The organism is Borreliella kurtenbachii (assembly GCF_030437945.2).
Classification (GTDB): Bacteria; Spirochaetota; Spirochaetia; order Borreliales; family Borreliaceae; genus Borreliella; species Borreliella carolinensis.
In genome coordinates, this window is sequence record NZ_CP179516.1 from 1 (window position 1) to 14,149 (window position 14,149).

At 27.2% G+C, this 14,149-nt stretch carries 13 protein-coding genes and 4 pseudogenes; 14 read left to right on the plus strand and 3 right to left on the minus strand.

Annotation, left to right across the window (positions count from 1 at the left end):
• Positions 1–65: 65 nt before the first annotated feature.
• Positions 66–362: pseudogene (locus QIA22_RS06025) on the plus strand (anti-CBASS protein Acb1 family protein); the annotation flags it as partial.
• Between the two features lies 1 nt (position 363).
• Positions 364–459, plus strand: a pseudogene (locus tag QIA22_RS06030) (BBA14 family lipoprotein); the annotation flags it as partial.
• Between the two features lie 136 nt (positions 460–595).
• On the opposite strand, the gene revA reads toward QIA22_RS06030, so the two are convergent.
• A complete protein-coding gene (gene revA, locus QIA22_RS06035; protein WP_418456912.1) occupies positions 596–1,078 on the minus strand; it encodes a fibronectin-binding protein RevA in 483 nt (160 codons plus the stop codon).
• Positions 1,079–1,249: 171 nt separating this feature from the next.
• Between revA and QIA22_RS06040 the strand changes: the two genes are divergently transcribed.
• Positions 1,250–1,885, plus strand: coding sequence for an Mlp family lipoprotein (locus tag QIA22_RS06040; protein WP_418456914.1), 636 nt, complete (start codon positions 1,250–1,252; stop codon positions 1,883–1,885).
• Positions 1,886–1,965: 80 nt separating this feature from the next.
• Here the strand turns inward: QIA22_RS06040 and QIA22_RS06045 are convergent.
• A pseudogene (locus QIA22_RS06045) lies at positions 1,966–2,984 on the minus strand (ERF family protein).
• A gap of 386 nt (positions 2,985–3,370) precedes the next feature.
• Between QIA22_RS06045 and QIA22_RS06050 the strand changes: the two are divergent.
• From QIA22_RS06050 to QIA22_RS06075, 6 genes and pseudogenes are all read left to right on the plus strand, one after another.
• A pseudogene (locus QIA22_RS06050) lies at positions 3,371–4,475 on the plus strand (plasmid maintenance protein).
• A 9-nt stretch (positions 4,476–4,484) separates the two neighbouring features.
• Positions 4,485–5,051 carry a DUF226 domain-containing protein gene (locus QIA22_RS06055; RefSeq protein WP_014017507.1) on the plus strand — a complete coding sequence of 189 codons (567 nt, stop codon included), beginning with the start codon at positions 4,485–4,487 and terminating at the stop codon, positions 5,049–5,051.
• Positions 5,027–5,800 (plus strand): ParA family protein, encoded by a 774-nt coding sequence (locus QIA22_RS06060; protein WP_418456916.1) that lies wholly within the window; start codon positions 5,027–5,029, stop codon positions 5,798–5,800. The genes QIA22_RS06055 and QIA22_RS06060 overlap by 25 nt, the downstream gene beginning before the upstream one ends.
• A gap of 59 nt (positions 5,801–5,859) precedes the next feature.
• The gene (locus QIA22_RS06065; protein ID WP_418456918.1) at positions 5,860–6,384 is read left to right on the plus strand and encodes a chromosome replication/partitioning protein; all 525 of its coding nucleotides are present in this window, start codon (positions 5,860–5,862) and stop codon (positions 6,382–6,384) included.
• Between the two features lie 356 nt (positions 6,385–6,740).
• Positions 6,741–8,075: a DUF244 domain-containing protein gene (locus QIA22_RS06070; protein ID WP_418456920.1), complete on the plus strand. Its 1,335-nt coding sequence runs from the start codon at positions 6,741–6,743 to the stop codon at positions 8,073–8,075.
• Positions 8,076–8,126: 51 nt separating this feature from the next.
• Entirely contained in the window at positions 8,127–8,552 is a 426-nt protein-coding gene (locus QIA22_RS06075) for a DUF261 domain-containing protein (RefSeq protein ID WP_418456900.1), read from the plus strand.
• A gap of 5 nt (positions 8,553–8,557) precedes the next feature.
• Here QIA22_RS06075 and QIA22_RS06080 read toward each other — a convergent pair whose 3' ends face one another.
• Positions 8,558–9,334, minus strand: a complete 777-nt coding sequence (locus QIA22_RS06080) for a tyrosine-type recombinase/integrase (protein ID WP_418456902.1) — start codon at positions 9,332–9,334, stop codon at positions 8,558–8,560.
• A 430-nt stretch (positions 9,335–9,764) separates the two neighbouring features.
• Here QIA22_RS06080 and QIA22_RS06085 point away from each other — a divergent pair, with 430 nt between their 5' ends.
• The 5 genes from QIA22_RS06085 to QIA22_RS06105 all read left to right on the plus strand — a co-directional run bounded on the left by QIA22_RS06085 (position 9,765) and on the right by QIA22_RS06105 (position 14,149).
• The gene (locus QIA22_RS06085; protein ID WP_418456904.1) at positions 9,765–10,286 is read left to right on the plus strand and encodes an Erp family outer-surface lipoprotein; all 522 of its coding nucleotides are present in this window, start codon (positions 9,765–9,767) and stop codon (positions 10,284–10,286) included.
• Between the two features lie 27 nt (positions 10,287–10,313).
• Positions 10,314–11,330 carry an ErpC protein gene (locus QIA22_RS06090; protein WP_418456906.1) on the plus strand — a complete coding sequence of 339 codons (1,017 nt, stop codon included), beginning with the start codon at positions 10,314–10,316 and terminating at the stop codon, positions 11,328–11,330.
• A 184-nt stretch (positions 11,331–11,514) separates the two neighbouring features.
• Entirely contained in the window at positions 11,515–12,054 is a 540-nt protein-coding gene (locus QIA22_RS06095; RefSeq protein WP_042344337.1) for a DUF643 domain-containing protein, read from the plus strand.
• 179 nt (positions 12,055–12,233) lie between these two features.
• On the plus strand, positions 12,234–12,800 hold the full coding sequence (locus QIA22_RS06100; RefSeq protein ID WP_418456908.1) for a DUF603 domain-containing protein: 567 nt from the start codon (positions 12,234–12,236) through the stop codon (positions 12,798–12,800).
• Positions 12,797–14,149 carry a PBSX family phage terminase large subunit gene (locus tag QIA22_RS06105; RefSeq protein WP_418456910.1) on the plus strand — a complete coding sequence of 451 codons (1,353 nt, stop codon included), beginning with the start codon at positions 12,797–12,799 and terminating at the stop codon, positions 14,147–14,149. Before QIA22_RS06100 ends, QIA22_RS06105 begins: the two co-directional genes overlap by 4 nt.

Here is a 14,149-nt window from a genome sequence, read left to right on the forward strand (position 1 = left end):
ATTTTATTGACAAAAATATTAGTTTTTGCTATCATACATCTAATTTAATAAAGAGAAGTAAAACGGTGTATGATTTAAGAAAAACAAAATTAATAGATAAAATAAGTTCACTAGAACTATATAAATATTCAATATTTTTTAGAAATTATATAGAAAATGTAGCAGAGGATTGTCTCAAGAACGGACTTGTTCTTGAGAGCGCTGACCACAATGTTAGCGAGGTTGAACTTGCTAGGTTAAAGGTACAGCTTAAGAATGCTCTGCTTAATTGTATTATAAGCTACCGTTTTCATGGGATTGGCTATGTTTTAGTAAAAACCAAAGATACCCTAATAGATCTCGAACAACCCGTTAATATAGAAGGTAAAACATAATATAAACATATATTTAGAGTACATTAAAAAAACAAAACCAATAGCGGAAAAAGTATATAATCAATATTCTCAGTTAAAAATGTAAATTACAAAAAGGTTTTTCTTGCAAGAAATTCTACTTTATAATCAAATTGGCTTTTATAATAGAAGAAAATCTAGATATTAGATTAAAGCAAATGTAATATCTAGATTTTAATATTTTTAAGATGAATATTTATTAATTAATTAGTACCTTCCTCGAGAAACTTTATTATTTTATCTATCTGTTCTACAGCTTCTTCAGACATTTTTTTTCCATTACCAGCAGCATTGCTTCCGCTGAACTTTATAGTTACTCCAACCAGCTTTGATTCTGCCCATATCTTGTTTTTTTCAGTATTATTGTCAGTATCTGTAATCCCCTCAATTTTTTGTTTAGCTGCTTTTAAAGCTGCTAATTTAGCTGCCAATTTATCTTGGAAGAGACTTTCTAAAGCCAATAGCTTTTCTTTAACCTCTGCATTACTTACATCCTTTAAACTTTCTTTTAATTTATTTATTTCTTGTTTATAATAATTAAATTTCTCATGATCAATCTTATTATTAAGAGTTGAAACGTCTGTACTCAATGAATCTATTTGTTCCTTTTCTTCTACATATGCTTTACAAGCCATTATAAATAACATTGATACAAAAAATAATTTAACTATGTTTTTATTTTTCATTAGTTACTCCTATATTTAATAATAATGAGATAAAAGCTAGCACAACATTCGAAAAATATAAATCTCTCAATTAATATTTTTAAAGATTTTTAAAAATAGGCTCTATAATTACAAGAATAAATTTTATTTTTACTCAACATATTGAACTATAGAGAAGGGAAGGAAATAAAAATGAAAATCATCAACATATTATTTTGTTTATTTTTACTAATGCTAAACGGCTGTAATTCTAATGATAATGACACTTTAAAAAATAATGCCCAACAAACAAAAAGCAGGAAAAAACGTGATTTAAGCCCAGAAGAGCTGCCACCACAAGAAAAAATTACTTTAACCCCCGACGAAGAAAAAATGTTTACTTCATTAAAAGCTCTGTTTACATACACAATTGGAAAACTATACGATGATATGCAAGAGTGTAGCAATGGAAACAAGAATAAATGCGAAAGCAAATGTAATAATTTCTTCAATTGGCTTTCTACAGATATTCAAAAACAAAAAGAATTGGCCAATGCATTTACTAAAGTTTATGACTTCTTAGAATCTAAAAGACAATCAAAAGCAAATGGTGAAAGCTTTGATACTTATATTAAAGGGGCCATTGACTGTAAAAAAAATAATCAACTTAATAATAATAATAAATATGGAAATGGTAACAACGACATAGAGCAATATTTCAGAGGTGTCGCTGATGATATATTTAATAAAAATTCTAATGAAGAGATTTATAAGTGCCTTAAAGATGAACTTTTAGACACTGGTGAAAATGGCCATTATGCAGGTCTTACAGCTAATTGGCAAAACTAAAAACATTTCTCAATCACATAAAAATAAAAACCTTAATTATTATACCTATAGCAGCCCCCAAATAGGGGGCTTTAATATTGCTATGCTGCAAATATCTCATCAAACCGTTCGTATTCTTTTAAGATACTAAAGAATATTAATGGACTAGGGCCATAAGCAGTCCTCTTAAACGACACAAACTTTTCAAAATCTTGTAAATCCTTTAATCTATTATTTTTCTTGAAATAGGTTTTTATAATCTCCGCCCAATAGTTTATACTCTTAAAATCACTGTTTTTCTCAAAATACGAGATTAAATCGGCTTCAATTTTCTTGATATCATCAACATTATTGGGGTCTATATTCTGGATAAAGCTTATTTTTTGAATAATTAAGCTTATATTATCTTTTATTGTAGGGCTATTTACCCAATTTTTTATATTAGACAACGCTTCTTTAAAAATACTGTAATAATAAAGCCTATCTTTTTTTTGTTCTTGCTTAATATCTCTTTTCTGGTTTTGAATAGTGTTATTTTTCTGAATTTGATTAATCTCTTGTTTTTGTTCCCTTTTTTGTTCTTGCTTTTGATTAACACTAGCTTGTTTGTTAGGCATAGAATTTCTGTTTTCATAATTATTGTAAATAGGCGCTGCATCAGTATCCATTTCGCTTCTTATGCAAAGATGCCCTACTAAAGCGTATCTTTTGAAATAAGTAATAGCTGATCCAACAAGTTGTGGCAATGTATTTACATTTTTAGAGCCATTTTCACTGTTCCATTGTAATTTATCTGTATGAATTGGGGTATCAAATGAGTATTTGTAAATAGTACTTGTACTGTAGAATGTAGTCCTAATAACATCAACTATGCCATATTGACCCTCTACAGAAATTGGGTCTTGCGTAAAAAAAAGATCTAAATTATGCTTATCAATAACGTTATAAATTTCTTCTACTATGTCATTGAAATCTTGATACTTATACCCATACCCTTTAAGACTTTTGTGTCAATACGCGGCAAGTTTCTGATTAGGGTTTTCATATCTTTTCTAAAGCTTATTTCTCCTTGAATATTATTTTGTATTTCTTGATTATTATTGTTTGACATGTTGTTCATTTTTTTACTCCTTGTTTGTATTAATAAATATAAGTATATAGCAAAAACTATATTTGCCAACTTTTTTACAAAAATTTTTATAAAAAAAATAGGGCTTAGCTAAATTCTCTCTTATCTACTAAAGAATTTAGTTAAACCCTAATCTTTATTTTTTGTAAATTCAAACAAGGTAGTTAAAACTGAAAAATGTTCAAATAACTACGCTGTTTGTAGTGTAGCCCAATTTAAAATTAAAATCAATTTGTATTTTTACCAAATTACAAAAAACATATTAATTTAACAAAATTAATAATTAAAATTTAATATTTTTTTAGAAAAGTGTTTACTTTTAAATCAAAATTTTGCATTATAATAGTAATTATTAATAATTCAAACAAGGAGAAAATATGAAAGATTTTCTAAATAATACAAAAAGTCCAACTTGCCACAACAAACACCAATACAAATTAATATCTCTTACTTCAACACTAAATTACCTAAACAAAAAAGATAAGAAATACACTCAAAAAAACATACTTTATTACTTTAATGAAAATCTAAAAAGGAATGGGCTAGCCCCCACTACTTTAAGAACAATGCAAAATTATCTTTATAAATTAGAAAAAGTATTAAAAGTAACAACTAATTACTACCAACACATGGGGGTAAATTGTGGAACTGAAATTTACTATAAGCTTAAGTATCCTAAAAAAGAATGTTACCAGAAAATAAACAAGTACTTTAAAGAGCGAAAAAACTCTAGATTTAAATCTAGAGTTAATAACCATTTTAAAGACAATGTTTCTAAAAATGGTAGTGTAAATTCAGTGGAGTGTTTAAGTAATAAAAATAATAATATAAAAGAAGAAAGAAAGATTAACCAAATAGAAAAATATCAACTAAGAAATTATTTCAATAAATGTGACTTTAAAACTGAAAAAGCTCTTTCTATTCTGTATTTAAATACTGATAAAAATACGAAGATTAAGGCAATGAAAATCTTAAAACAAAATGAAATTGCTCTAATAAAACGTTTTAATATTAAAAAATCTTGCTTTAAAGAAAAACAAAACATATTAAAGAACATTCTAAATAACACTCAGAAAGAATTCGAAAAAAATGGATATAATTCGGAACAATTAAAAATAAATTTACAAAAAGTATACGAAAATTACAAATTTAAGCCCCATTTTATCATTGAAAGTCATAAATATAGCGATTTAAACAACATAAAACGTAAATTAGAAAAGTCGATTGAAAGAAAAAAAGAAAATTCTCAACAAAATTATCAAAATTTAAAGGAAAACATTTTCAATATCCTTATTGAACAACTAAAAAAATATACAAATATTGAAATTCTAAAGCCTATTATAAAAGAATATTTGAATAACCAAAAGAAAATAGAATACAATCAATAAAGTATTTGGTACATATTATCTTGAATTATTAGAAATAGTAAAAAATGAAAAAAATTCTTTAACTGTAGAAGAATTTAACATAAAGGCTGTATGAGGATTTAACATGGAAAATGCACCAGAACCTATTGAAACTATAAAAAAGGGCAAATGTAAAGTTGAATGCCAAAATAAAGAACGCTTTATTTTAATTGAAAAAGAAAATGGGAAAGCAATGTATCATACAAAAATAATGATGGATATTTACAAATTTGGAGTTTATGAGAAAAAACACGAATTTAGATTATCATTGAGGGCTTTATTTAATGGAGAAAGAATTGTTGAAGAAACTCACTTGTACCCAATTAAAGAAGGAGACAAGTTTATTGGTATTTTTTATGGTTATAGAAAACCAATTAAAAAACCGTTAATAAAGTATCAAATAAATGGAACTAGAAAAGCATACGCATTAGCAAGGGCATATTATATGGAATTCAGATTTAAAGCAGGAAGTGTTTTTTGTTATTTTAAAGGACTATATCGTTTATTGGATAAAAAAAGAACAAATAATCACTACAACAAAGTTTTATTTAGTATGTTTACGGATTTAGAACAACAAGTATATAAATTTTATGGGAAAAAATACCCAGAACAAGGACCGTTAATCAAATGGATAATAAAAAACCTAAAATAATAACAATTGCCAGCCTTAAAGGCGGTGTAGGGAAAAGTACAACTTCAATAATTCTTGCCACTCTTTTATCAAAATCAAAAAAGATTCTTTTGATAGATATAGATACGCAAGCATCAATAACCAGTTTTTATTTTAATAATATACAAAATAAAAATGTTAATTTGGAAAATTTTAATATATATGAAATATTAAAAGAAGGTGCTTTAGAAATAAGAGATGTAATTATCAATATTGATAACAATCTAGATCTAATACCTAGTTATTTAAGTTTGCATAAATTTAATCAAGAAGCAATTCCATTTAAAGAATTAAGACTAAAAAAGAAGTTAGAATCTATACAAGGCAATTATGATTATATAATAATAGATACTCCACCCAGTTTAGACTTCGCTTTGACAAATGCTTTGGTAAGTAGTCAATATGTTTTAGTACCCATAACTGCTGAAAAATGGGCAGTTGAGAGTTTGGATCTTTTAGAGTTTTATTCAAAAAAAATAGGAACAAATGCGCCTATTTTCGTATTAGTAACACGATTTAAAAAAAATAATACTCACAAACAATTGCTAGACATTTTACAGTTAAGAGATGATTATTTAGGGATTATATCTGAAAGAGAAGATTTAAATAGGAGAATAGCAGAAAATGATAAATTTGATTTAGATAAAGATTATGTGTGTGAGTATAAAAAAATTCTTGAATGTTTTTTAAATAAGATGCAAGTTACTCCATCTTTTGGATGGAGTATATAAAAAGGCATTTTTTGTAGAAAAAAATTCCGGTGCCGGAAAAAATATGAGGTGATTTATATATGAATATACAATTAAATAAAAGAAATTTGTCTACCGATAATGATGTTATGGTTAGGTATAAATCTTTAAAATCTCAATTAACGATAAATGTTAAATCTGAAATTTGTTCTAGATTAGAGACAATGAAAATCTTAAAAGAGATTAAAGACAATGAATATTACAAATTAGATGGATATAAAAGTTTTGAAGATTTTACAAAAGACTATAAATTGGCAAAAACCCAGGCCTATGATTATCTAAGAATTGCTAATGCTATAGAAGAGGGGATAATAGAGGAAGAATTTTTAGTACAAAATGGATTTAGACAAACTCTTTTTTTACTAAGAAACAAAGAGAGCGTAACAATAAAAAAATCCAAACAAAATTGGATAAAACCCCTAAGATTTCAGCTTAAGAAACAAGAAAGCTATGATTTTTATAAAAAGCATGCTAAATTTACAAGTTTTATGATGGACGAGATTTTTGAAAATCAAAAAGAGTTTCTTAATAAACTTTTAAAAAAATATAAAGAATTAAAAGGATAATAAAGGGGATTTTATGAGAAATTTAGCATACAGAATATATAATATAGAAAGTATAAAAAATGAGTTTTTTAACAAGAGAATTTAAATAGGTTCTTTTATTTTAACAAATACAAATTGATTTTAATTTTAAATTGGGCTACACTACAAACAGCGTAGTTATTTGAACATTTTTCAGTTTTAACTACCTTTAATTGGAATTTTCAAAAAAAAAGAAATTAGGGATTAACTAAGTTTTTTAGTAGATAATAGAAAATTTAGCTAAGCCCTAATTTTTTGTAAAAATTTTTGTAAAAAAGTTGGCAAATATAGTTTTTGCTATATACTTATATTTATTAATACAAACAAGGAGTAAAAAAATGAACAACATTTCAAACAATAATAATCCACAAGAAAATATTCAAAATAATATACAAGGAGAGTCTAAAATGTTTTGTGTTAGTCAACAAAGTTTTACTGGTTGTGAAATATTTGAGGAAAAATCTTCTCCCATTAAAGAAAAAAGTAAATTAAGTAAGATAGGTAAAAAATTACCAGGAATAAGTAGTCAAGAGTGTTTTAGATTTAATCGAAATATTGATTTTAGTGTGCAAAGAAATGAACTTGATAGATACGGAGCTAGTGAAGTAGGCAATGTTTTGATTGGAGGTGCAGGACTTAAAGACTTGATGATTAACAGAGTACTTAAATATTTTGGAATGAGCCTACCTTTTGAAGAGAATTTGTATATGCTTAAGGGCAAAGAATTAGAGAATTTAGGATTTAGAGAATTTGTTAAAGCACATGGTGATGATATTGATATTTTGTATAAGAACAAATATGCCAACGGTGTTGATAAGTATAATTATTTCAAGAAAACTGGTAAATCAGAAATGTTTGTTGGATCAACAATTGATGGTTGGTTTATAAATAGTAACGGCACCGCAGAGCTTTTAGAAATTAAAAGCAGTGATTCTAATTATATGAGCAGTGCTATTGCTGAGTACAATAAAAATGGCAATTTTTTAAGCAGCAAATATTTTTTCAAATATTATGTGCAGGCGCAAATGCAACTAGCATGTACTGGACTTGAGTATTGTAATTTATTCTTTTTAATAGATGCAGCACCAGTTAACTGTAAGATTAAGAGAAATGATGACTTAATAGCAAAAGTGCTTGAGTATGTTCACAAATGCGAGACGGAAGCTTTTAACATAAGAACTCAAATATTTAAAAATAATAATATCAACTTACAAACATTAAATAATGATAATAATGAGGTGATAAAACTAGTTGAAGATTTAGTAGAAAGAAGTGAATTTTATAGGAATGGAGTTGAGTTTGATTGGGCAAGAGAATTTGTAGAATATGTTGATTGTGTAGACCTTGAAATTAAGGATAGGCAAGTTGCTGAAAATCTTGCATGTGATCTAATGGAGGTTGATAGTGCAAAAAAAGAATTAAACAAAATGCAAAACGAACACAAAAAAAGAGAAAAGTATCTTAAAGATATAATTAAAATGAAAACCTACAATATTACGAATATATGTCCACTAATTGAGCATGTAAATTATAGGTTTAGAGAATTTGTGTTCACTTTTGACTCTAAGAAAAGGGCAATATCAGATAGATTAAGTGGTTTATTGCCAACAAGTGAAACATTGCTTTTCCCAAGCAATATAGCATTTGCAAATAATGTCAGTGTCCCCATGTGAATGGGTGCACTAAAAAATTAAAGAAATAATTTAATATAGGAGAGGAAATCAATGCTTATTAATAAAATAAAACAAGACAATAGAACTTTAAGACCAGAGATACAAAGGTGGGGCTGTTACTTTTTGTGTCTACATTACTATACAAGTCTATTTAAGAAACGCGAATTTAATGCCTATGAGATAAATTCAGCATATTATAGATTTATAGGACTTGGCTACATCAAGAGTAATTGTTTTATTATAAATCCATGTATGATACTTAATTACTACGGAATTAGAAGTAGTGTAAGATATGAATCTTTAAATTATTTGGGTGCAGCCAATGAATTTGAAATAAGTGAAGTTAAAATCGACAAGGTTAATGGATATCACTTTATAGCAATAAGACATAAAGAAATATTATATGATTCACTTGACTTAAAGCCACGTGGAAAAATATTTAAAGTAACTTCAAAACGTATATTTAAACCAAAATAGTTTTTTTATAGTTTTAAATTATTTTTCATGCATTTATAAGCGTGAATTTTATTAGCAGCAGAGAGGCCGTAGATATTATCAATTTCGGAAGTTGAATGATATTTCATAAGTTCTTTAATTTGGAAAGAATTATAACCATTAGATTTTAAATATGAAATGAACAAATTTCTAAATAAATGAAGCGATTTATTAGCGCGAAATCCCGATTTTTTGAGAAGATTTTTAAATTTTTTGGAAATATTGATAATACTAATTTGATTGTCTTTAAATTTATGTTTGGTTTTTTGGAAAAGATAAGTACGTCGTAAGTCAAGATTTTTACTATTAAAATAATTTTCGTGGGCTTTTTGAATAGCCCGGAACTCTTCGGAATTGATGACAATTTCTCTAATACAAGTGACATTTCTTTTTTTAGCGATATTTACTTTTATATTGTAAAAAATTTCTCCAGTTTTACTTAATAAGGGAGTAATATCTTGCATTTTTACTTTTTGCAGTTCGGCACCTCTGCACCCACTTATTGCGAGTAGATGTAAAAACCAACCAGAAATTGGGTCAATTTGTTTTAATGTTTTGACACATTTTTCAATTATTTTGATAGCTTTTGGGGTCAAATAAAACTTAGGAGTTGGTTTTGAAGTTTCTTTTTTAGGGTTAGAAGAAATTTTTTGTGAATTTTTAAGAATTTTGTTTTCATTTACTACTTTTTGATAATCTTGTAATAGTTTGAGTATAGAATCAATACCGAAATTATTTAAATTAAAATAATTATTCATGTCCATAAAATCCTCTCCTTATAAGTGTTACTTTTAAATTAAGTAAAAGTAATAAAAATAGATAAAAAAAGTAATTTATATTGTACCAAAAACGAAAAATTTTAGTCAAATTTTGGGTGTTCTCATTGCATGCAAAATCTGAGCTGTAGGATGGCTGTAATAAAGAGAAGTGTCAATTTCTCGAGGTGTTGGATAAGAAAGACTACATACTTTATCTAATATATAGCAAAGACTCTGAAATTTAAGCCATATGTGTTTTATAGTCTTTTGTAATGAGCAGGACATTTGCAATGGAGAGATTTTGGGGAGTTGGTTAAAATTACATTTGCGTTTTGTTAATATGTAACAGCTGAATGTAACAAAATTATATATTTAAATCTTTGAAAAATTGTATTTATTATGTATTATGATATGATTGAGATTTATGGAGAGTATTATGAGTAAGAAAATGTTTATTATTTGTGTAGTTCTTGCGATGATAAGTTCTTGTAAAAATCATACTTTATCTATATATGATGAGCAAAGTAATGGCGAGGGGAAAGTTAAAAAAATAGAATTCTCTGAATTTACTGTAAAAATAAAATATAAAAAAGACAATAGCAGTAATTGGGAAGACTTAGGAACTTTGGTTGTAAGAAAAGAAGAAGATGGTATTGATACAGGGTTAAATGTTGGGAAGGGATACTCTGCTACATTCTTTTCATTAGAAGAGTCAGAAGTTAATAACTTTATAAAAGCAATGACTAAAGGTGGAACATTTAAAACTAGTTTGTATTATGGATATAAGGAAGAACAAAGTGGTGAAAATGGTATTCAAAATAAGGAGATAATAACAAAAATAGAAAAAATTGATGATTTTGAATATATTACATTTTTAGGAGATAAAATTAAGGATTCAGGAGATAAAGTTGTTGAATATGCAATACTACTAGAAGATCTTAAAAAAAATTTAAAATAGAAGTTAGAAGTATAGGGGAGAACAATTATGAATCAAAAAGCATTTATTATTTGCGCTGTTTTTGCGCTGATAATTTCTTGCAAGAATTATGCAACTAGTAAAGATTTAAAACAAAATCCAGAAGGGAAAATTAAAGGATTTTTAGATCCAACAAAGGATAAAATTACTTCAATTGGGCCAAAAGTAGATGAAGTAGCAAAAAAATTGAAACAAGAAGAAAGAGAATTAATGCAGGGCGATGATCCTAATGGCAGCGGAATAAATCCGCCACCAACATTACTAGAAAATGGTAACGACAATACACTAGTACCAATAGCAAAATCAGCAGAACAAAGTGGTGATCAAAAAGAAGAAAAATCAGGAAAAGTTGAAGAAAAAAAAGAAAAACAAAAACAAGAAGAAGAAAGACAAAAACAACAGGAAGAAGCTAGGGCTAAAGCAGAAAAAGAAAAACGAGAAAGAGAAGAAAAACAAAAACAAGAAGAAGAAAGACAAAAACAACAGGAAGAAGCTAGGGCTAAAGCAGAAAAAGAAAAACGAGAAAGAGAAGAAAAACAAAAACAAGAAGAAGAAAAGAAAGTTAAAGGCAGAATTAAAACACTTACAGATAAAATAAATGAGATAAACAGAGATATTGATGGTATAAAAGGTCAAACTAGCATAGGAGCAGAAGAAGTTAGAGATAAAATTACAGGACCCATATATGATGATTTTACTGATAGTAGTAGCTCTATACGTACAACTTGGGGAGATCTGGAATATGAAGAAGATTTAGAATTAGGAAGGCTATTAAAGGAATTGAGTGATGCTAGAAATACATTAAGAACTAAATTAAATGTAGACAATCAACCATATATTATTGATACTAGAAGCACTGAACCCCAATTAAAAGATAATGTAAGTGTTAGCGAAATTAAATCAGACTTAGATGAACTAAAATCAAAATTAGAAGAAGTTAAAAAATATCTTGAAAATGAAGATAATTTTGAAGAAATTAAAGAATATGTTGCTGGTAGTGAGGATAATTATGATGAAGAAGATTAATTTTAGATATAACTAAATTTTGTATACACAAAATAACAGCTAGTTGCAAGAATTGCTAGTTGTTATTTTTTTGTAGATTTCATTGTTATGAATATAGAAATGTTTTCTATCAAAGTTTCTATTCAAAAAGTGCCAAAAACTATTGTTAAAAATATTGTTTATTTATATACTTTCTAGAGTTATGATGAATATAAATGATATTTCAGATTTTTATGATAATTTATATAAGAAAACAAAAAAAGAAATAGATAAACTTATAAACAAGCTCTATTTAACTAGCCAAATAACTCTAAAGCAAAAAAGACAAATATACAGTGCTGTTGAAAAAATGCAAAAGTACGTAATAAAAACCGGAAAAAGTGTTTTTTTAGAATCGGAAAAAGAATTTGTTAAAGACACTTTGAAAAGAAAAAATCTAACAAAAAAATTTAAAAGTTTCAAAGTTGATTTTAGCTACAAGGAAGGAATGCTAGAAAAATGTTTAGAAAGATTAGGAGAAGATAAATCTATCGAATTTTTGATTTTTGTTTGTCAAATTCTTAATGGGATAAGAGAAAAAGTATCAGAATTAGACTTTCAAATAGATGCGATTAAAGAATTTAGAGATATTTTATTTTTGAGTATACACTATTATGATAAAAGACTTTTCACCAGTAAGAATCTTATGAATGAAATGAAATACTTTTCCGAAAAAGTAGAGTTAATTTATAGTTATATGCAATAAATTAGTGAACTGCTATTTCTAAATCAAAAATTATAGAAATAGCAGCGAACTAAATCAATAAAAGCTAACGAATATTCCCTGCTAAATATCAAGAAGTTATCAGTTTATGTTAACAATTAACAAATTGCTTTACTATTTAGAGTAACAAATTGTTACTTTTGTTATTTTAGAGGATTTTTTTGAAAAAAGTTAAAAGATCTTTTGATGATTATGTTGCATATTTTAGAGAAGGATCGTTAGATGATAGGGAAATAGCTAATAAATTGGGAGTTTCTAGGGTAAATGTGTGGAGAATGAGACAAAAATGGGAAAGTGGGGAAAATTCTGTTAGCGATGACTCTAGATTATCAATTAGTGAAGACACTCTTAAACACCTTTTGTCACAAACCTTTAGATCAGAAGTTAACGCTAGGAAAGTTAGAAGCGAATTGGATTTAGAGCGGGCTAATTTAGAATTAGGATTTATAAATGCATTTAAGCAATATTCTAGTATTGAGCTTGTTAGTATGCATACTAAAATAGAAAATTTAAGAGCCGAAATTGACGCTTTAAATAAAGCAAGTAGTAAAAAAAATAAGCAAGTTGTTAATGGAGAAATTAATTCTTTAAAAAGCGAGCTTGATGAATATATAAAGGAGTGTTCAATAAGAGAAATGGAGCTTTACTATGAATGTATGAAAAAACTTGCTACGGTTAATGAAGCTGAAAGCAAAAGTAACTACAAAAATAGTAAAGGGCACAAGTGAACTTATATCAAACAAAACTTTTTACAACACTACAAAAGGAATACAAAAATAAATATGGAGTTGATATATCACAATTTGTAAAGCTAACAAATTCTTCAATTAATTTTGCTAAGTTTGAAGAAGAACAGTTAACTTTAAAACAAAAAAATGTGATAAAAAGCATTCAAAAGAATAATGAGAAAAAGATTATACTCAGCGGCGGTATAGCTAGCGGTAAAACGTATCTTGCATGTTATCTTTTTCTCAAAAGTTTAATTGAAAATAAAAAGTTATACTCAAGTGATACGAATAATTTTATTATTGGGAATTCACAACGTTCAGTTGAAGTTAATGTTTTGGGGCAATTTGAAAAGCTATGCAAACTGCTTAAAATTCCTTATATTCCAAGACATACAAATAATTCATATATTCTGATTGATTCACTGCGAATTAATCTATACGGTGGAGATAAGGCAAGTGATTTTGAAAGGTTTAGGGGTAGCAATTCAGCACTTATTTTTGTCAATGAGGCTACAACTTTACACAAGCAAACTTTAGAGGAAGTCTTAAAAAGACTAAGGTGTGGACAAGAAACTATTATTTTTGATACTAATCCCGATCATCCAGAACACTATTTCAAAACTGATTATATTGATAATATAGCAACTTTTAAGACATATAATTTTACGACTTATGATAATGTTCTGCTCAGCAAAGGATTTATCGAAACACAAGAAAAGCTATATAAAGATATACCATCATATAAAGCAAGAGTTTTGCTAGGTGAATGGATAGCAAGCACTGATTCAATTTTTACACAAATAAATATTACTAATGATTATGTATTTACTAGCCCGATAGCATATTTAGACCCAGCATTTAGTGTTGGCGGGGATAACACTGCATTATGCGTTATGGAGCGGGTTGATGACAAGTATTATGCTTTTGTATTTCAAGACCAACGACCAGCCAATGACCCTTATATTATGAATATGGTAAAGACCGTTTTAGAGAATTTTAATGTACATACACTTTATTTAGAGGATAGAGACAATACAAAAGGTGCTGGTGGATTGACTCGTGAATACATATTGCTAAGAAATAATATGAGTCAATATTTTAGAATTGTCCCGGTTAAGCCAAAATCTAATAAATTTAGCAGAATAACAACGTTAATTACGCCGTTTACTTACAATAAACTTTACATTACGAAATACAGTAGCTCTTCTGTATTTAATGATATTTATTCGTATAAAGGAGATAACAAAACCCATGATGACGCTCTTGATGCAATATCTGCAGCATATTTGATGTTGTCTTTAGGATATAGAGAGAGAAGTGTTCACTTTGGCAATCAAAGATTTTTGTAA

What these genes read in the sequence shown, in the direction of transcription:
- revA (WP_418456912.1), bottom strand. Translation starts at nt 1,078, where the DNA reads ATGAAAAATAAAAACATAGTTAAATTATTTTTTGTATCAATGTTATTT.
- QIA22_RS06040 (WP_418456914.1), top strand. Translation starts at nt 1,250, where the DNA reads ATGAAAATCATCAACATATTATTTTGTTTATTTTTACTAATGCTAAAC.
- QIA22_RS06055 (WP_014017507.1), top strand. Translation starts at nt 4,485, where the DNA reads ATGGAAAATGCACCAGAACCTATTGAAACTATAAAAAAGGGCAAATGT.
- QIA22_RS06060 (WP_418456916.1), top strand. Translation starts at nt 5,027, where the DNA reads ATGGATAATAAAAAACCTAAAATAATAACAATTGCCAGCCTTAAAGGC.
- QIA22_RS06065 (WP_418456918.1), top strand. Translation starts at nt 5,860, where the DNA reads ATGAATATACAATTAAATAAAAGAAATTTGTCTACCGATAATGATGTT.
- QIA22_RS06070 (WP_418456920.1), top strand. Translation starts at nt 6,741, where the DNA reads ATGAACAACATTTCAAACAATAATAATCCACAAGAAAATATTCAAAAT.
- QIA22_RS06075 (WP_418456900.1), top strand. Translation starts at nt 8,127, where the DNA reads ATGCTTATTAATAAAATAAAACAAGACAATAGAACTTTAAGACCAGAG.
- QIA22_RS06080 (WP_418456902.1), bottom strand. Translation starts at nt 9,334, where the DNA reads ATGGACATGAATAATTATTTTAATTTAAATAATTTCGGTATTGATTCT.
- QIA22_RS06085 (WP_418456904.1), top strand. Translation starts at nt 9,765, where the DNA reads ATGAGTAAGAAAATGTTTATTATTTGTGTAGTTCTTGCGATGATAAGT.
- QIA22_RS06090 (WP_418456906.1), top strand. Translation starts at nt 10,314, where the DNA reads ATGAATCAAAAAGCATTTATTATTTGCGCTGTTTTTGCGCTGATAATT.
- QIA22_RS06095 (WP_042344337.1), top strand. Translation starts at nt 11,515, where the DNA reads ATGAATATAAATGATATTTCAGATTTTTATGATAATTTATATAAGAAA.